The 18452-nt window shown below is 73.3% G+C and carries 16 protein-coding genes and 1 pseudogene; 10 read left to right on the top strand and 7 right to left on the bottom strand.

What is annotated here, in order from left to right; translation table 11 throughout:
- Positions 1–4: 4 nt before the first annotated feature.
- Entirely contained in the window at positions 5–871 is an 867-nt protein-coding gene (hpnC, locus tag HC031_RS15905) for a squalene synthase HpnC (RefSeq protein ID WP_167926099.1), read from the top strand.
- A 3-nt stretch (positions 872–874) separates the two neighbouring features.
- Here the strand turns inward: hpnC and HC031_RS15900 are convergent, their stop codons facing one another.
- Positions 875–2239: a wax ester/triacylglycerol synthase domain-containing protein gene (locus tag HC031_RS15900; RefSeq protein WP_167926098.1), complete on the bottom strand. Its 1365-nt coding sequence runs from the start codon at positions 2237–2239 to the stop codon at positions 875–877.
- A gap of 121 nt (positions 2240–2360) precedes the next feature.
- Here HC031_RS15900 and HC031_RS15895 point away from each other — a divergent pair, with 121 nt between their 5' ends.
- Positions 2361–3794, top strand: coding sequence for an MFS transporter (locus HC031_RS15895; protein ID WP_167926097.1), 1434 nt, complete (start codon positions 2361–2363; stop codon positions 3792–3794).
- A gap of 58 nt (positions 3795–3852) precedes the next feature.
- On the opposite strand, the gene HC031_RS15890 is transcribed toward HC031_RS15895, so the two are convergent.
- From HC031_RS15890 to HC031_RS15880, 3 genes are read right to left on the bottom strand one after another with little or no spacing between them, the layout of a single operon-like run.
- Complete coding sequence (locus tag HC031_RS15890; RefSeq protein WP_167926096.1) at positions 3853–4761, bottom strand: DMT family transporter; 909 nt, start codon at positions 4759–4761, stop codon at positions 3853–3855.
- Between the two features lie 9 nt (positions 4762–4770).
- Positions 4771–5712 (bottom strand): DMT family transporter, encoded by a 942-nt coding sequence (locus HC031_RS15885; RefSeq protein WP_167926095.1) that lies wholly within the window; start codon positions 5710–5712, stop codon positions 4771–4773.
- Positions 5709–6950: an MGDG synthase family glycosyltransferase gene (locus HC031_RS15880; protein WP_167926094.1), complete on the bottom strand. Its 1242-nt coding sequence runs from the start codon at positions 6948–6950 to the stop codon at positions 5709–5711. The genes HC031_RS15885 and HC031_RS15880 overlap by 4 nt, the downstream gene beginning before the upstream one ends.
- Between HC031_RS15880 and HC031_RS15875 the strand changes: the two genes are divergently transcribed.
- Together HC031_RS15875 and HC031_RS15870 are read left to right on the top strand one after the other, a co-directional pair.
- Positions 6949–8349: a cytochrome ubiquinol oxidase subunit I gene (locus HC031_RS15875; RefSeq protein ID WP_167926093.1), complete on the top strand. Its 1401-nt coding sequence runs from the start codon at positions 6949–6951 to the stop codon at positions 8347–8349. The two genes, HC031_RS15880 and HC031_RS15875, sit on opposite strands and share 2 nt — an antisense overlap.
- A complete protein-coding gene (locus HC031_RS15870) occupies positions 8346–9368 on the top strand; it encodes a cytochrome d ubiquinol oxidase subunit II (RefSeq protein WP_167926092.1) in 1023 nt (340 codons plus the stop codon). Before HC031_RS15875 ends, HC031_RS15870 begins: the two co-directional genes overlap by 4 nt.
- A gap of 13 nt (positions 9369–9381) precedes the next feature.
- On the opposite strand, the gene HC031_RS15865 is transcribed toward HC031_RS15870, so the two are convergent.
- Positions 9382–10863 (bottom strand): MFS transporter, encoded by a 1482-nt coding sequence (locus tag HC031_RS15865; protein ID WP_167926091.1) that lies wholly within the window; start codon positions 10861–10863, stop codon positions 9382–9384.
- Positions 10864–11048: 185 nt separating this feature from the next.
- Between HC031_RS15865 and HC031_RS15860 the strand changes: the two genes are divergently transcribed.
- Positions 11049–11642: a DUF4142 domain-containing protein gene (locus HC031_RS15860; RefSeq protein ID WP_167926090.1), complete on the top strand. Its 594-nt coding sequence runs from the start codon at positions 11049–11051 to the stop codon at positions 11640–11642.
- A gap of 57 nt (positions 11643–11699) precedes the next feature.
- Here HC031_RS15860 and HC031_RS15855 read toward each other — a convergent pair.
- Positions 11700–11999, bottom strand: a pseudogene (locus HC031_RS15855) (TlpA family protein disulfide reductase); the annotation flags it as partial.
- A 12-nt stretch (positions 12000–12011) separates the two neighbouring features.
- Complete coding sequence (locus HC031_RS15850; protein ID WP_167926089.1) at positions 12012–13106, bottom strand: beta-propeller fold lactonase family protein; 1095 nt, start codon at positions 13104–13106, stop codon at positions 12012–12014.
- A gap of 259 nt (positions 13107–13365) precedes the next feature.
- Between HC031_RS15850 and HC031_RS15845 the strand changes: the two genes are divergently transcribed.
- The 5 genes from HC031_RS15845 (at position 13366) to HC031_RS15825 (ending at position 18427) form a co-directional block, all read left to right on the top strand.
- Positions 13366–14166 carry an NPCBM/NEW2 domain-containing protein gene (locus tag HC031_RS15845; RefSeq protein ID WP_167926088.1) on the top strand — a complete coding sequence of 267 codons (801 nt, stop codon included), beginning with the start codon at positions 13366–13368 and terminating at the stop codon, positions 14164–14166.
- A gap of 74 nt (positions 14167–14240) precedes the next feature.
- Positions 14241–14987, top strand: a complete 747-nt coding sequence (locus HC031_RS15840; RefSeq protein WP_167926087.1) for an SDR family oxidoreductase — start codon at positions 14241–14243, stop codon at positions 14985–14987.
- A 27-nt stretch (positions 14988–15014) separates the two neighbouring features.
- Positions 15015–16169, top strand: coding sequence for a CaiB/BaiF CoA transferase family protein (locus HC031_RS15835; protein ID WP_167926086.1), 1155 nt, complete (start codon positions 15015–15017; stop codon positions 16167–16169).
- A gap of 171 nt (positions 16170–16340) precedes the next feature.
- A complete protein-coding gene (locus tag HC031_RS15830; protein ID WP_167926085.1) occupies positions 16341–17618 on the top strand; it encodes a cellulase family glycosylhydrolase in 1278 nt (425 codons plus the stop codon).
- A gap of 116 nt (positions 17619–17734) precedes the next feature.
- Complete coding sequence (locus tag HC031_RS15825; RefSeq protein ID WP_167926084.1) at positions 17735–18427, top strand: RraA family protein; 693 nt, start codon at positions 17735–17737, stop codon at positions 18425–18427.
- Positions 18428–18452: the final 25 nt, after the last annotated feature.

Below are 18452 nucleotides of genomic sequence, written 5' to 3'. Positions count from 1 at the left end.
GAGGATGCCGCCCCGGCCGGCCGGACAGGCCGGCGGCCGGACGCCGGAACAGGCGCGCGCGGGCGAGAACTTCCCGGTCGCGCTGCGGATCCTGCCGGCGGCCACCCGCCGGCACCTGCACGCCCTGTACGCGTACGCCCGCTACGTCGACGACCTCGGCGACGAGCCGCACCGGGAGGCCACCGGCGCGGACGTCATCGCCGCGCTCGACCGGTTCGAAGCGGAGCTGCGCGCGGTGCACGCCGGGGCGCCGGCCCGGCATCCGGTCCTCGCCGCGCTCGCGCCCACCATCGCGGCCTGCCGGCTCCCGGTCGACCCGCTCGTGCGCCTCGTGGAGGCCAACCGGATCGACCAGGTGGTGTCCCGGTACCCGACCTTCGACCAGCTCGTCGACTACTGCCGGCTGTCGGCCGACCCGGTCGGTGAGCTGGTCCTGCACGTGTTCGGCGCCGCCACGCCGGAGCGGCTCGAACTGTCCGACCGGATCTGCACGGCGCTCCAGGTCGTCGAGCATCTCCAGGACGTCGCCGAGGACTTCCGGCGGGACCGGATCTACCTGCCCAAGGCGGATCTGGACCGGTTCGGCGTGACGACGAGCGACCTCGGCCGGAGTACGGCGAGCCGGCAGCTGCGCGACCTGATCGCGTTCGAGAGCGTCCGGGCCCGCGCGTGGCTGGACGCGGGCGCCCCGCTGGTGTCGACGCTGCGCGGCTGGGCCCGGCTGGCGGTGAGCGGCTACCTCGCGGGCGGGCGCGCGGCGCTGCGGGCGATCGAGCGGGCGGGGTACGACCCGCTGCCCGGCGCGCCGAAGCCCGGTCGGCGCGACGTCCTCACCCAACTGCTCGCCGCGACGATACGCGGGGCCGGTTGACCATCAGCGCAGCTCCGAGCCGACGGCGAGGGAGTCGAAGGCGGCGTTGAACGCGGCCACGAACGCGGTGCCGGTGCCGGCGAGCGACCGGTCGACGATGACACCGACCCCGGTCCGGTCCGCCCAGCGCATGGCGCCGACCCCGATACCCACGCCGTCGGCGAGCGCGACGACCGGGTACGCGGCGAGGATCGGCGCACCGGCGAGCGTGCTCGCCCGGCCCGTCCCCGGCAGGTGCGAGACGATGATGTTGAAGAACCGGCTCGTGTACACGGTTCGCGCCAGCCGCCGGTGCGCCGGCGCGGGCAGCGCGCCCATGAGACGCATCACGAGCGACGCGGCGTCGGGCTCACCCGCCGCCACGTTCTGGCGGAGCGCTTCGCGGGCGGCCCGTACGCGCGCCGCGACCGGCATCCGCCCGATCGGCAGGTCCAGCGCCACGGCTCCGGTCCAGTTGCCGTGGGTGCTCCCCTGTCGCCGGGGGCGGACCGACACCGGCACGATCGCGCGTGCCGTACCGGGCGCGCCTTCGGGCGGGACTGTCCGGTGCAGCGCTTCCGCCACCAGCCCCAGGATCAGCTCGCTGGCGCGTACCCCGAGCGCCGCCGCGACGCGGGTGACGTCGGCGCTGGCCAGCGTGGTGAACAGCACCCGTCGCCGGGCGTCGACGATCGGGCGGTTGATCGGCAGCCGCGGCGCCCGGCCGACTCGCGCCAGCCGGATGAGCCCGCGCGCCAGCGACCCGCCCCGGCCGCGCCTCGCGGGCGGGCACGCGTCCAGCCGGGCACGCGGGCGCGCGTCGAGCCGTGCGGGCGGGCGGTCGTCGAGCAGCCGCCGCAGCGCCCCGATCGCGGACAGCCCGTCGCCCAGGGCGTGGTGCAGTTTGATCGCGAGAAGCACCCGGCTGGCGGGCAGGCCGCTGACGAGCATGATCTGCCAGGGCGGCCGGTCGGGCGGCAGCGGCTGCGACCAGAACTCGTCGATCACGACGGCCGCCTCGGCGGCCGTCGCGCCGGCGGGCAGGCGATGCCCACGGACCTGCGCCGCCGGGTCGACCTCCGGCTCGAGCATCCAGCCGGGGCGGCGTAGCCGGCCACGCGCGACGAACCGGCGGCGCAGCATGGGCACCCCGCCGAGCCGCCGCGCCAGCAGCGCGGTCAGGTCGGCCACCGACAGCGGGCCACGCCCGGCGGGCGGCCCCAACTCCAGGACCACGCCGATCTGCTGTGCCACCGCCGGGGTCTGTACGTGCAGGAAGAACGCGTCGGCCGCGCGCAACGGCCAGGCGCCGGCGCGGCGACCGTACCCCGTGCCGGTGCGCGGCCCGGACCGGGTCGCCGTCCGGGTCAAGCCCGCTGTGCCGTGCATGGCCCTCCCATCGGCTGCGCCGGCCTACCCGGGCGAAACCGTGGACAAACCCCGGCGCGTTACGTCCGGGCAGGCGGGGGTACCCGGCGGGCACAGGTTTGCGCACACCGGGTCACCACGGATGAGCTTGCTGTCAGCCCTGCGCCGCCGGGCGGAGTCGGTCTTCAACGGACCGGCGCGGACCCGGGTCGTCCTGATCCTGGCCGCCGTCCTGGCCCTGGGCACGGCCGACACGGGCATGGTCGGCGCGCTCGCCCGGGAGCTGGAGTCGGCGTTCCGCATCAGCCAGGCCGGGCTGGGCCTGCTCGCCACGGTGTCGTCCGGGATCGGGGCGCTCGCCACCATCCCGATGGGCGCGCTGGCCGACCAGGTCGCGCGGGTACGGCTGCTGATCTACACGATCGTGTTGTGGAGCGCCGCGCTGCTGGTCGGCGGGGCGGCGCAGTCGTACCTGTGGCTGCTGCTGTCGCGGCTGGCGCTCGGCGCCGTCATCGCGGCCGGCGGCCCGCTGCTCGCCTCGCTGATCGGCGACCTCATCCCGGTCGGCGAGCGGGCCAAGGTGTACGGCTGGATCCTGACCGGCGAGATGATCGGCGCCGGCATCGGGCTGATCGCCGGCGGGAACATCGGCGTCGCGCTGGGGTGGCGGTACGGATTCTGGCTGCTGGGACTGCTGGGCATCGCGCTGGCCGCCGCCGTGCACCGGTGGCTGCCCGAGCCCGCCCGCGGCGGGGCGAGCCGGGTACCGCCCGGCGCCGCCGAGATCCCGCACGCGACGCCCGTGCGGCTACGCGGCAACCCGTTCGCCCTGGCGGGCGAGGGCGGCCCCGGCGCGGTGCTGCAGGGGTGGCGGTCGATCTGGCGGGCCTTCGCCTACATCCTGCGCATCCGTACGATCCGGATCCTCATCGTCGCCTCGTCGATCGGCTACTTCTTCTTCGCCGGCCTGCGTACGTTCGTCGTGGTCTTCGTCGAGGGGTGGTTCGGCGTCTCCACGCACCAGATGACCGCCCTGGTCGTGGCGGTGGGAGCGGGTGCGATCGTCGGTGCGGTGCTCGGCGGCCGGTTCGCCGACCGCATGCTGAGGCACGGCCGCCCCAAGGCGAGGGTCACGGTGCCGGCCGTGACGTACACGCTGACGGCGGTGCTGTTCGCGCCCGGTCTGCTGACCACGTCGGTGCCGGTGGCGCTGCCGTTCTTCGTGGTGGGGGCGGCGATGCTGGGCGCGGCGAACCCGCCGCTGGACGCGGCCCGGCTCGACATCGTCACGCCGTGGCTGTGGGGGCGCGCCGAGAGCGCGCGTACGGTGCTGCGGCTGGCCGCGGAGGCGGTCGCCCCGGTGTGCTTCGGGCTGATCGCCGACTGGCTGGCCGGACCGGGCGGGACCAGCAAGGCCGCCGGCCTGCGCGACACTTTTCTGATCATGCTGCTGCCGCTCGTCGCCAACGGCCTGATCATGCTCCGGGCGCGGCGCAGCTACCTGCCCGACAAGCAGGCCGCGGAGCGGGCCGCGACCGCCGACCGCGCCCCGACCGCCGCACCGGATCCGGAGTGACCGCCGACTCTCATGACGGTCCGGCCCGCGCCGTCACCGGCCCGGCTGGCGAAGGTCGTCACCGGCCCGCTGGTGGTAGGTGGGAGCGGAGATGAGGGCGGGGTACGTGGTGCGGACGGTGGTGCGCCTCGACCAGGCGGGTGGCGGCGAGGATGTAGACGCCGGCGGTCATCACCGCCAACGCCAGGATCTCGACGGCGAGCGCCAGCGGCGCGATCCGCAGGGAACCTTCCAGCACCCCGATCCCGATGGCGATGCCGGCGATCGGCTCGGCGGCCGCGACCGGCGGGTAGGACACCGGCAGCGGGGCGAGCTTGTACGCGCTCTGTGCCAGTAGCATGCCGACCACGGCGACCGCCACGAGCGCGTACGGCGTCCAGGACACCAGCAGCGCCAGCAGCCCGTGGTTGAACAGCCGTCGCATGGCGGTACTGGTCAGTGCGGCCTGCAGGCCGAAGAGCATGCCGGCGCCGAGGCCGAGGACCGCCGCCTCGTGCTGCGGGCGCAGCCGCCGGGCCAGATGGACCAGGCTCGCCGTGATCGTCCCGATCGCCGCCGCGGCGAGCGCCCACTGCCACGCGGGCGCGTCCGGCCGGCGGCCCGGACTCGGCTCTCCCGCGAGCAGGAACGCGATCAACCCGAAGACCACGGCCAGCGCGCCCGACCATTCGCGCCGGCCGATCCGGTAGCGGCTCCAGGCGGCCGCGACGGGCAGCGCGAACAGCAGCCCGGTGACCGTGAGCGGCTCCACCAGGGCGACGCCGCCGAAGCCGAGCGCGATACCGGCGAGGACGTTTCCGCACACCGCGACGCCGATGCCGGACAGCCACAGCCGTTGGTGGACCAGGTACCCCAGCAGCCGCCAGTGCAGCTCCGTCCCCGACGGGGCGCGGGCGGCCGCGCGCTGCTGGATCGCGGTACCGATGCCGATGAGCGCCGCGGCGCAGACGGCCATGGCGTAGACCATGTGTGCCGGCTACCCGGCGGCACGACGTTGGACACCTCGCCCGTCGGGCGGTGCGGGCACCGCCAACGGGTTAACCCGGCCGGACGAGGCGCGCCAGGCCAGCAACAGCACCCCGCCGGTCACCGCGAACAGGGCGAGCGCCTCGCCGGTCACGTACCAGACGCCCGTACGGATCGACTCCCCCAGCCACACGACGCCGGCGGCCAGCGACACCAGCGGGTCGGTGACGGTGATGACGGTCAGGGCCGGTGCGCCGATCCGGCCGGCCTGGTACGAGTTCTGGTTGAGCAGGACACCCACCGGACCGAGCAGGATCAGCGCGTACAGCTGCCAGCGCGCGAACACGCCGGCCGGACCGCCGCCCGCGTCGTTCTGCAGGCTACGGACGAGGCTCGCGGTGACCCCGTAGCAGACGCCGGTCGCCAGCGACAGCGGCAGCGCGCGCCACCGGCGCGCGACGGTGGCGGCCAGCGTCAGACAGATCGCGACGGTGACGGCCAGCCCGAGCGCCAGCGGCAGCGCCGACCAGAGACCGCCGAACCCCCGCCGCCCGCTCGCCCGCGACGGGTGGGCCAGCACCAGGAAGGCGGACAGCCCCGACAGGCACAGCAGGATGCCGGTGACGAGCGTCCGGTCGGGCCGTACGCGGTAGCTGGCCGCCGCGAACACCACGAACCAGAGCACCCCGGTCACCAGCAGCGGCTGGACCAGGATGAGCGGCGCGTACCGAAGGGCGATCACCTGGAGCGCGAAGCCCAGGATCGCCAGCCCGATCGACCAGCGCCACAGCGGATGGCCGAGCAGATCCAGCAGCAGCCGCGGGCTACCGGTGGCCCGGGCGGGTACCTCGTGCGTGGCGCGGTGCTGGAGAAACCCGGAGGCCGCGAAGCTGGCGGCCGACATGAGCGCGGTCGGCACTCCGATGACGAAGGTGAGGGTGGCGCCGTTCACCGCGGCCGGCTGTTCTCCCGGTCGGAGTCGGGAAGCATCGATCGTACGAGCGCCGCGAGCTGAGCGGGGCTGTCGCAGGTCTCGGCCAGGCCGGCCATCGTCATCAGCGCCGCGTTCGCCGCGCCGTGCCCCGCGATCGGCCGGTACATCACGACCTCCCGGCGGGTCGCCACCGCCTCCAGCGCGGTGGCGCCGCCGGCGTTGGTGACGACGAGATCGGCGGCGCGCAGCAGCGACGGCATGGTGTCGACCCAGCCGAGCCGCAGCAGCCGTCGGGGCGGCTCGCCCAGCGCGGCCAGCCGCCGCCGTAGCTCCTCGTTGCGCCCGCACGCCGCCACGACCTGCACGGCGTCGCCGGCCGTCAGCACCGCCCGCACGGCTTCCTCGACGGCGCCGAACCCGTACGAACCGCAGGCGACCAGGACGACCAGCCGGTCGTGCGCCAGTCCGGTGACGCCGCGCGCCGCGGCGCGGTCGCCCGGGTGGAACCGCGCCGCCACCGGCAGGGCGCACGCGGCGACCGGCGCACCGGGTGACGCGGCGAGCGCCACCGGTACCGCGCGCGGGTCGGCGACGAAGTTCCGGTCGATCTCCGGATAGATCCAGAAGGGGTGTGGCGAGAAGTCCGACACCCAGGCGCCGATCGGCGCGGACAGCCGGCCCTTGCGGCGCAGCCAGGCCAGGCCGGCGGTGCCGGGCGGGAACGTCGACAGGATCAGGTCGGGCCGGTACCCGACGACCAGCGGCGCGAGCCGGCGGCCGACGAACGCGCCGACGAGGCGCTTCGAGGCGCTCGCGAACCAGCGGTGCCGCCACAGCGACGCGAAGAAGAAGTCGTACAGCCACGGGGTGCGCTCGACGTTGAACACGTACGTGCGGCGGCACACCTCGCCCAGGCGCGGACCCACCACGTCGAGGGTGTCCACCCACCGCAGCCGGGCCGCCGGCCACGCCTGCTCGACCTGCTCGACCAGCGCCCGCCCGGTCGCGTCGTGCCCGCCCCCGATGTCGGCCGACACCACGAGCACCCGCTCCGGGGGCGGACCGTCACCGCGACGGACCGACAGATCGAGGACGGAGTGGTCGATCATGACGGTCCCTTCGCTTCGCGGCCGGCGGGTACCCGGTTCCCGGCCGCCCCGGCGGCCCTTACCCGTGGACCGGCCGGAAAACCACTTGGCGGCCGTCAGCGCCGCCCGGCGTTTGGTGCGGCCGTCGCGGGGGAGGTCAATCCCCATGACGGCGCCAACGGCCGGCGCGCCGCTGCCCGGCCTCTGGTTGTCGGGCCCGGCGAGCCCGCTGGACGTGGTCGCCGCCCGGTCGCAGATGGCCCTGTCGTTGGGGTGGCACATCATCCTCGCCTGTCTGGGGGTCGGGCTGCCCGGCCTGACCGCGTTCATGGAGTGGCGCGGCATCCGCACCGGCGACGGCACCTACACCGAGCTGGCCCACCGCTGGGCGAAGGCGATGGGCGTGCTGTTCGCCATCGGGGCGGTCTCCGGCACGATCCTCAGCTTCGAGATGGGGCTGCTGTGGCCGCGGCTGATGGGTAGCTGGGGGCACGTGTTCGGGCTGCCGTTCGCGCTGGAGGGGTTCGCCTTCTTCACCGAGGCGATCTTCGTCGGTATCTACCTGTACGGCTGGGACCGGCTGTCGCCGCGGGCGCACCTCCTGACCGCCGTACCCGTCTTTGTGTCCGGCGTGGCCTCGGCGTTCTTCGTGGTCTGCGCGAACGCGTGGATGAACCAGCCGCGCGGGTTCGACCTGGTGAACGGCCGGATCACCCACGTCGACCCGTGGCGGGCCATGTTCAACCCGGCCACGCCGCCGCAGACCGTCCACATGATCCTGGCGGCGTTCATGGTGGCCGGGTTCCTCACCGCGTCGGTGTACGCGGTCGGCCTGGTCCGCGGTCGCGGCGACCGCTACCACCGGCTGGGCTTCCTGGTGCCGTTCACGTTCGCGGCGATCGTCACCCCGTTCCAGCTCGTCGTCGGCGACTGGGCCGCCCGGTTCCTGGCCCACTACCAGCCGGCCAAGCTCGCCGCGCTGGAAGGGCTGTACCGGACCGGCTCGCATGTGCCGCTGCACGTCGGCGGGGTCTACCACAACGGGGAGATGCTGTACGCGGTCGCGATCCCCAACATGCTGTCGATCCTGGTTGGCGAGAGCCCGGACACGGTCGTCATCGGCCTGGACCGGTTCCCGCCGGCCGACCGCCCGCCCGTCACGATCGTGCACCTGGCCTTCGACACCATGGTCGGGATCGGGACCGGGCTGCTGCTGCTCGGGCTGTGGCTGCTCATCTCGTGGTGGCGGCTGCGGGACCTGCCCAGGGTGCGGTGGTTCCTGTGGCTGGCCTCGATCGCGGGTGCCGCCGCGGTGGTCGCGCTGGAGGCCGGCTGGGTGGTGACCGAGGTCGGCCGCCAGCCCTGGGTGGTCTACGGGTACCTGCGCACGAGCGACGCTGCCAACCCCGCCCCCGGGCTGTACGGCGGGCTGATCATCGTCGGTGTCGTGTACGTGGTGCTGACCATCGCGTCGGTGTACGTGCTGCGCCGACTGGCCCGCCGCGGCGCCGACGTCGCGCCGCAGGAGCACGGTGTGCCGTCCGAGCGGGGCGCGGCCCGGCGATGAACGCCGCCCAGGGCACACTGGCCATCCTGTGGATCGGGCTGACCCTCTACGCGCTGATGGCCGGCGCCGACTTCGGTGCCGGGGTCTGGGACCTGCTCGCCGGCAATCCCCGCCGCGGCCTCCCGCAGCGGGAACTGATCGAAGAGGTGATCGGTCCGATCTGGGAGGCCAACCACGTCTGGCTGATCTTCGTGGTGACGCTGCTGTGGACCACCTTCCCGCCGGTGTTCGCCTCCGTGATGTCCACGCTCTACATCCCGCTGACCCTGGCGGCCATCGGCATCATCGGCCGCGGCGCGGCGTTCGCCTTCCGCAAGGCGGTCATGGCGCTGTGGCAGCAGCGGCTGTTCGGCGGGGTCTTCGCGCTGTCGTCGGTGCTCACTCCGTTCTTCCTGGGCACCGTCGCGGGCGGCATCGCGTCCGGCCGGGTGCCGCTCGGGCTGGCCCGCGGCGACGTCGTCACCAGTTGGGTCAACCCGACCTCGTTCCTCGGTGGCATCCTGGCCATCGGCACCTGCGCCTACCTGGCCGCGATGTACCTGTGCCACGACGCCGTGCGGCTCGGCCGCCCGGAGCTGGCCGAGGTGTTCCGGCACCGGGCCATGATCACCGGGGCGGTTGTCGGCGTGGTCGTCCTGGCCGGGATCCCGGTGCTGTACTTCGACGCCCCGGGGCTGTTCCACGGGCTCACCCACCGGGCCCTGCCGGTGGCGATCGTGTCCGCGGTGGCCGGGCTGGCGTCGATGGGGCTGCTCGTGGTCCGCCGGTACGTCCTGGTCCGGGTCGGCGCCGCCGTCGCCGTCGCCGCCGTGATGTGGGGCTGGGCGGTCGCGCAGTACCCGTACATGCTGCCGCCCGACGCGTACTACGCGCGGGTCGCCGCGCCGAGCACCGTGCTCGACCCGGTCCTGATCGTCATCGCGGCCGGCGCCGTCATCCTCTTCCCCTCGCTCGGGTACCTGATCGCGCTCTTCCAGCGCCGTGAGCCGGCCGCCCGCCGGGAGGACCTCCCCGCTTGAGGCGCTTCGCGGGTCAGGCCGTCGCCGGCCGCGCCGAACCCGGACCGTGCCGCTCGGCCTCCTCGGCGGTCAACGGCGTCGCGATGCTCTCCAGCCCCTTGCGCTCGGCCCGGACGCCCAGGAACGCCTCGACGATGCCCGCCACGATCATCAGCGACGCGCCGATGACGAACGCGACGACGGCGTCGTCGACCCGGCCGGAGCCCACCAGGCGGGCGAAGACCAGCGGCCCACTGATGCCTCCCGCTGCGGTGCCGATGGCGTAGAAGAACGCGATCGCCAGCGCCCGGGTCTCCATCGGGAACACCTCGCTCACGGTCAGGTAGGCCGAGCTGGCGCCGGCGGACGCGGCGAACAGCACCGCGCACCAGCAGGCGGTCATGGTCACCGCGTCGAGCCGGCCCGCGTGGAACAGGTAGGCCGTGACCAGCAGGAGGATCCCCGAGGTCAGATACGTGCCGGTGATCATCGGCTTGCGGCCGACGGTGTCGAAGAACCGCCCCAGCAGCAGCGGTCCGAGCAGGTTGCCGACCGCGATGGCGACGTAGAAGTAGCCGGTGCGCCCCGGCGGCACGCCGAAGAACGTCTGGAGGATCTGGGCGTACCCGAAGGTGACCGCGTTGTACAGGAACGCCTGCCCGACGAACAGCGCCAGGCCCAGCACGGTGCGCCGCGGATACCTGCGGACGAGCGTCCTGGCTATGGTGGCGAACCCGATGCTGCGGCGCTGGCGGATCGTCAGGTAGTGCTCGGCGCCGCCCAGCGGCGCGCCGGTGTCCCTTTCCACCTCGGCCTCGATCCCGGCGACCAGCGCCTCGGCCTCGCGACCGCGGCCGTGGATGAACAGCCAGCGCGGGCTCTCCGGCACGTTGCGGCGGACCAGCAGGATCGCCACCCCGAGGACGACGCCGAGGGCGAAGGCGAGGCGCCAGCCGATGCCGGTGGGCAGCAGCGTCAGCAGCGGGATGGTGATCAGCGCGCCGAGCGCCGCGCCCAGCCAGAAGGTGCCGTTGATGACGATGTCGATCCGGCCCCGGTGGCGCGCCGGGATCAGCTCGTCGATGGCGGAGTTGATGGCGGCGTACTCCCCGCCGATACCGAAGCCGGTCAGGAGCCGGAACAGCAGGAACCACCACGGGGCGAACGACGCGGCGGTCATCGCCGTCGCGAACAGGTACACGCCCAGCGTGATCATGAATAGTTTCTTGCGGCCGTACCGGTCGGTCAGCCAGCCGAAGAACAGCGCACCGACGCACGCGCCGAGCACGTACACCGCGGCGCCCAGCCCGGTCACCTGGCTCTGGGTGATGGGCAGGCCGCTACCCGGCCTGGCAAGCTGGCCCGACAGGTTGCCGACGATCGTGACCTCGAGGCCGTCGAGGATCCACACCGTACCCAGGCCGATCACGATCAGCCAGTGCCATCTCGACCAGGGCAGCCGATCGAGGCGGGCGGGGACGTTCGTGCGTACGGTACCGGTCTGAACCCCGCTCATGATCTCAATCGCCCCGTCCGTCGCCGCCAACGGCGCTACCCCGTGCCGGATCCGGCAAACGCGGCTCCATTCGCGACGGACACCTCACGCGAAGCCGTCAAGCAAATCGCGCGAGTACGGTCACCGGCGGGTTTACCGGGTAGTGCCGACCTCGGGTAGAACAACAGATCCACCGGAGGTTTGCCATGCGAGTACGACTCGCCACCGGCATGGTGGCCGCGGTGTGCGCGGCGGTGACGTCGTTACCGGCCGCCGCCCTCGCCGCACCCGCGCAGACGCCGTCGCCCGGCGGACCGTCGCCGAGCGGCCCGCTGAACAGCCATGAGCGGATGTTCCTGACCGAGGCCAGCCGCGACGCACAGTTCGAGATCGCGGCCGGCCACCTCGCCGCCAACCGGGCCGCCAGTGCCGCGGTGCGGTCGTTCGGCCAGCGGATGGTCACCGACCACACCAAGCAGGCCCAGGCGCTGCAGCACCTCGACAGCTCCTTCGGAATCACCGCACCGTCGGCGCCCGGCGCCGATGAGCAGAACCTGCTCAAGATCTGGTCGAGCGTGCGCGGCGGGCCGTTCGACTGCTCGTACGCGCCGGCCATGTACCCGATGCACGTGCTCGACCTGCACATGTACGCGATCGTGGCGAAGCGGGCGAGCAACGCCCAGGTGCGCCAGTTCGCCGCCAGCCAGGTGCCGGTGCTCCGCCAGCACCTGCAACTGGCTCACAAGAACCTCAGCAACCTCAACTGCTCGGCGCCGCCGCACACGGCCGCGCGGTCGTGAACCGTCGCCGGCCCCGCCCGGTCGCGCGGCGGCGCGGGCGGGGTCGCCGCGGACACCTCACTCCTCGGCCAGCAGCGCGTCCACCGCCTCGTCAAGCTCCTGCGGCGCGGTCAGCCCCACGCCCCGTACGATGCCGTGCGCGTCGACGAGCACGTTCGTCGGCACGCCCCGGATCCCCAGCGCCGCCGCGTACTCGCCGGTCTCGTCGAGCAGGACCGGCCCGTCGATGCCCCAGATCCCGGCGAAGTTGCGGGCCTCGGTCGCCGCGTCCACGCTCTCCCACACGTTGATGCTGATGATGTCCAGCCCGGACCGGGCGGTACGCAGGCGCAGCCCCTCGATGACCGGCGCCTCCGCGTTGCACGGTCCTCACCAACTGGCGAAGAAGTTGATGACGTACTTCTTCTCGGCCCACTCCCGGGTCGTACGCACCTGCCCGGTGTGCGCGTCGGGCAGTGCGAACGCGGGCAGCGGCCGGCCGACCAGGGGGTGCGTGGCTGCCGGGGCCGGTCCCGACAGCCACGGCCGGTCCACGATGGTCAGCGTCCCCGCGCCGGCGTTCGACACGAGCAGCCGGCCGGTACGCGGATCGACCGCGCAGTCCCCGGGTGCCTGCTCCACCTGGATGCGGTGCGACTCCCGGCCGCTGGCCGCGTCGAGCACACTCACCGTGCCGGCGCCCCGATTGCAGACGTAGATCCAGCGGCCGTCCGGCGACACGCACAGCCCGACCGGGGCCCGCTCCACCGGCAGCTCGTCGATGGCCTCCCCGGTAGCCAGGGAGATCCGCATGACGGTGCCCTGCAACGAGTTCGCCACGTACAGGTGGTCGGCCACCGGGTTGACCACCACCTTGCACGGACCGTTGCCCGCCGGCAGCAGGCCCAGTGGCTGCAGCGTCTGCGCGTCGAAGACGGTGACCGACGCCGACATGAAGTTGGCGACGTAGGCGCGGCCGCGCGTCACGTCGACGGCGATGCTCCCCGCGCCGAGCTCCGCCGGGACCGTGCCGACCAGCTCCATCCGGTCCACATCGAGCACGCTGACCGTGCCGGCGGCGGTGTCGCCCGAGTACACCCGCCGCAGCCCCGGGTGGTAGCCGAGCCCGGACGGGTACTCCCCCACCCGTACCTGGGCGAGCCGCTCACCGGTGTCGGCGCGCAGGACCGTCACGGTGTCCGACCGCGCGTCGGCGCTGAACAGCCGCCCGGTCGGCGCGTCGTGGATCAGTGGGATGGGCTCGCGGCCGGTCTCCGCCCGCCACCGCACCATGGCGCGCTCCAGGTCCACGGCGGTGACCCCGTTGCTGCGCGAACACGCCACGAACGCGCACCCGCCGACCGGGTCGACCACGACCGCCTCCGGCCCCATCCCGACCGGGACCCGCGCGAGGATGCGGTGTGTCAGGTCCGCGGCGCACGCCGGGCCGTCGGCGCCGGATGCCCCATGGTCTGCATGGTCCATACGGTCCATACGGTCCATGCCGTCCGGCTGCCCCGGTGGTCTGGACTCAAACGGCGGGCGGTACAGATCTCCCGGGACGGCCGGCGGCACGCTGCCCAGCCTCGGCCTGCGATCCGGCTACCTCGACCGCCCGCGCTCCCCAACGGCATGTACAGAGATCGACACGAGCCGCTACCCTGACATTCGCTCCATCGCAGCCGGCCAACCGACGCGGCTCCCAGACGCCACCGTGCTCACCCAGCGGGCCAAGGAGGAGTTAGTGACGCAAAGCGTCCTTATTGCCGCCGGGCTCGCCCTCTTGAGCGTACTGCTCGGTTTCGTCGGAGGCCTGCTTCCCCAGCCGGCCAAGGTCACCACAAGAGGGCTGGCGGCGATATTCGCCATCTCGCTCGTGCTCTATGTCGTCGGAACGGCGTACAAGGAGTACTCGGACAAAACATCTTCACCTCCGAGCGGCGAAGGCAGCGGCGAGGGCAGCACGGCGCAAACCCCGATGACCGCACCGGATCCGGCCCCGCCCGCCACTCCGTCCCGCACCCCGTCACCGCGACCGGAGCAGGGCCAGCGCTCCTCCGTCGCTATCCAGGTCACCGACGATCCGGGCCTGGGGCCACAAATTTCGCACGCGCCCCCCAACCCCGAATACCTATCCACGATTGACTACGTCAACTCCAGCGGAGACACGATGGTCATGGGTGACGCGAGCATTCGGAACCAGCCCTACAAGAACTCGGTCAGCCTGTGCGCCGACGGCCCACTCGCGGCAAACCGCTGCGCCAATTTCGGACACGAGACATGGGTCGAATACAACATCGACCCGCACTATACGACCCTGACCGCGACCATCGGCATGTCTTCGAACTCCTCCAGCGACTGCCAGCTCTACGGTCAGGTTCTCATCGACAACGATGAAGTGTTCGGCAAGCAGTTCGCATTCGGCGACCAGTACCCCTTCACCCAGAAAGTGACCGGAAAGCTGCGCATACGCCTGCAGATGCACGCCGTGGGCGGTCACGGCAGGTGCGACCTGGTCTTCGGTAACGTCGCCCTCAAGAAGTGAACGAATCTCCGATCCCGGGGAGTATGACATCGGATACGGTGCCAAACTCCCGAAGATCCGGTAGACAACCGTGCATGGACAGGGTCGTTGTCATCACGGGCGGTGGTCGGGGTATCGGCGCGGCGACGGCCCGGCTGGCCGCCCGGCGCGGCTACCGCGTCTGCGTGAACTACCACCGCGACGCGGGCGCCGCGGAGCGGGTGGTGGAAGCGATCACGGACGACGGTGGCACCGCGATCGCCGTACCGGCTGACGTCGGCCGCGCCGAGGACGTCGAGCGGCTGTTCGCCACGGTGGACACCGAGCTCGGCGGCGTCACCGCCCTGGTGAACAACGCCGGAGTGCTGGAACGACAGTGCCGGCTCGACGAGATGGACGAGCATCGCCTGCTGCGGGTCCTCCAGACCAACGTCGTCGGCTGCTTTCTGACCGCGAGGCAGGCCGTCCTGCGGATGTCCACCCGGTACGGCGGCGCGGGCGGCGCCATCGTCAACGTCTCCTCGGCCGCCGCCCGGATCGGCTCGCCGGGCGAGTACATCGACTACGCGGCTTCGAAGGGCGCCGTCGACACCCTCACCCGTGGCCTGGCCCTGGAGGTCGCCGCGGAGGGGATCCGGGTGAACGCGGTGCGTCCGGGCTTCATCGACACCGAGATCCACGCCAGCGGCGGCGAGCCCGGGCGGGTGGCCCGGCTCGCCGGCCAGCTTCCGCTGGGGCGCGGCGGGCGCCCCGAGGAGGTCGCCGAAGCCGTCGTGTGGCTGCTGTCCGAGGCGGCCTCGTACACGACCGGCACCATCCTGGACGTGGCCGGCGGTCGGTGAGCCGATCGGCGATTGGATAATTCCCCGATGAACAGCGGTCCACTGTCCGGAGTCAGGGTGCTGGAGCTCGCCGGGATCGGGCCGGGCCCGTTCGCCGGGATGATGCTGGCTGACCTGGGTGCCGAGGTCGTACGGGTCGACCGGCCGGGAGGCAGCGGGTTCTTCACCGGGGTCGAGCACCTCGACGTGCTCAACCGGGGCAAGCGGTCGGTCCTGCTCGACCTGAAGTACCCGGCGGCGGTGGAGGCCGTCCTGACCATGGTGGCCCGGGCCGACGTGCTGATCGAGGGGTACCGCCCGGGTGTGGCCGAGCGGCTGGGGCTGGGGCCTGAGGCGTGTCAGGCCCGCAATCCCCGGCTGGTGTACGGCCGGATGACCGGATGGGGCCAGGACGGGCCCCTGGCCCAGCGGGCCGGCCACGACGTCGACTTCATCGCGCTGACCGGCGCGCTGCACGCGATCGGCGCGGCCGGCGGGCCGCCACAGATCCCGCTGAACCTGCTCGGAGACTTCGGCGGGGGCGGCACGTACCTCGTGATCGGGGTGCTCGCCGCGCTGCGGGAGGCCGACCGCACCGGACGCGGCCAGGTCGTCGACGCCGCGATCGTCGACGGCGTGTCGCACCTCCTGGCCGGCACGCACACGCTGCTCGCCACCGGCGCCTGGGCGGACGAGCGCGGCGTCAACCTGCTGGACGGCGGCGCGCCCTTCTACTCCGTGTACGAAACCGCCGACGGCCGGTACATGGCGGTCGGCGCGCTCGAGCCGAAGTTCTACGCCGAACTCCTCGCCGCGCTCGGGCTCGACGAGGACCCCCGCAAACAGTACGACCGGAGCGGCTGGCCCGCGCTGCGCGCGCGGATCGCGGCCGCCTTCGCCGGCCGGACCCAGGCCGAGTGGGCCCAGGTGTTCGCCGACTCCGACGCCTGCGTGGCGCCGGTGCTGAGCCTGCACGAGGCCGCGCGCCATCCGCACGTCACAGCCCGTGGCTCCATCCTGGAACGCGACGGGCTGCCGCAGCCCGCGCCGGCGCCGCGGTTCTCCGCGACCCCCACCGCGCTCGGCACGCCCCCGCCGGTACCGGGCCAGCACACGTACGAGGTCCTGCGTGAGTGGGGCGTCGCCGACGTCGCCGGCCTGGTCGAGTCGGGCGCGGCGGCACAGGTCACCGGCGACGACTGACGCTCCCGGCCGGCCGGCGGCGTTTGCCCGACGCGACGCCGGGTAGCCGCACCGCTCTCGGGCCGCGACCGGAGGGGCAGGCATTGGCAGGGACGACAGGCCGGCCGACGACCGGACCGGCGGCGTAGCGGCGACGTGCCACGACGGTGGTCCGGCCGGGTCCGTCCGGCGGTGCGACGGTACGTGCGGGCGCCCCGCGGCCTGCGCGGCGAACGTGGACGGCGCCTGGCCGGGTCGGTCGTACACGTGGCGATCGCGCACGTGGCGATCGCGCTCACGGTGCTGGCCGTGCTGGTCATCGTCGCGCTGGTGCCCCTGCCGCCCGACCGGGTGGTGTGCACGAGCGACGCGCTGCAGGCGAAAGCCGTGGCCGGCCTGGCGAACTTCGCCGGGTGGCTGCGGCGCAACAACGCGTCCGGCTTCATCGGCGAGGTCGGGTGGCCGTCCAGCCGGGACAGCGCGGAGTGGAACGCGCTCGCCGACACCTGGTACACCGCCGCCGACCGCATCGGCCTGCCGGTGACGGCCTGGGCAGCCGGTTCGTGGCCGCCGGACTATCCGATGGCGATCTACCGGTCGGGCCCCGGCCCGCACGAGGTGAACGTCCCCGGCCCGCAGGCGGCCGTCCTGGAGCGACACCCCAGCACCAGCCGGTATCTGCGCGGTGTCAACCTCGCGGCGGGGTCCTTCGCCGCCGCCGACTTCAACTCCGCATACGGCGGGGGCAACCCCGGACGGTACGGTCTGGACTACGGCTACGAGACCGCACCGACCTACGCGGATCTCGCCGCCCGCGGGGTCCGACTGGTACGCCTGGCCGTGACCTGGGAACGTCTGCAGCCGAGGCCGTTCGGGCCGCTGTCGACCGACGAGGTCACCCGGTTACGGGCGGCGCTCGGGTACGCCCACCAGGCGGGTCTGGACGTGGTCGTCGACCTGCACGGCTACGGGGAGTTCGCCGAGGGCGGCGGCCGGTACGGCCAGGTCCGTCACCTGGTGCTCGGCTCGCGCCAGCTACCCACCACCGCCCTGGCCGACTTCTGGCGGCGGATGGCGCGGGCCGTCGCCGACGCGCCGGCCGTCGCCGCGCTCGGCATCCTCAACGAACCGACCCACCTGGCGGCGAGCGGGCGCGCGGGCGCGCTGATCTGGGAGCGGGCGGCACAGCAGTCGGTCGACGCGATCCGCCGCACCGGCGCCACCACGACCGTCACCATCAGCGGGTACCTGCCGATGGGCCCCGGCGCGTGGGGTCAGATGCATCCGCGCGCCTGGGTCGACGACCCGTTGGGCAGGGTCGCCTACGAGTCGCACGCCTACTTCGACGGCGACGGGAGCGGCCACTACGACGCCAGCTACGCCCAGGAGGTACGCCGCGTCTCCGGCGACCCGCCCGGCCCGTGCCAGTGGTTGGCGCCCCTGGTCACCCAGGCGCTGCCCACCGGCTGAGCCACCGGTCATCCCGCGCGAACCCCTGGTACGGGCCGCCGCCGTCGGTAGGATCACGGCACCGCCGCGCCTGCGCGCCGCCGGCACCGGCGCCGGCCCCGCGAAGGGAGAATGCCGTGCTGAAGGCTTTCACCGACCTGTCCACGCCGCTCGTGGCCGACGCCTGTCTGCGCTGCGCCGTGCCGCTGCGCGCCGCGCCGCCCGGCATCGGCGCCGTCGTCTCCGGACAGCGGATCGCGGGGCGTGCGCTTCCCGTACGGCACTACGGCAGCGTCGACGTGTTCCTCGAGGCGTTCCACCGGGCCGCACCCGGTGACGTGCTGGTCATCGACAACGGCGGGCGCTCCGACGAGGCGTGCGTCGGAGATCTGGCCGTACTCGAGGCCGTGGCGGCGGGGCTGGCCGGGCTGGTGGTGTGGGGGCTGCACCGGGACACCCCGGAACTGGTCGAGATCGGACTGCCGGTGTTCAGCTACGGCAGCTACCCGCCCGGCCCGGTACGGCTCGACGAGCGGGAACCCGACGCCCTCTCCACCGCGCGGTTCGGCCCACATCTCGTCAGCGGCGACGATGTCGTCTTCGGCGACGACGACGGCGTGCTGTTCGTCGCCGCCGGGCACGCCGAACGGGTGCTCGCGACGGCGCACGAGATCTGGCAGACCGAGCGCGAGCAGGCCAGCCGGATCCGGGCGGGCCGGACGCTGCGCGCGCAGACGGCGTTCGACGACTATCTGGCGCGGCGCGCCACCGACCCGTCGTACACCTTCCGGCAGCACCTGCGGCGGGTCGGCGGCGCCATCGAGGAGTGAGCCCTGTCGTCACGCCCCCCGGTGG

This window comes from Planosporangium thailandense (assembly GCF_011947195.1).
Lineage (GTDB): Bacteria > Actinomycetota > Actinomycetes > Mycobacteriales > Micromonosporaceae > Planosporangium > Planosporangium thailandense.
Note: the sequence above shows the minus strand (reverse complement) of the source record. Positions and strands in the feature narration are given on the sequence as shown.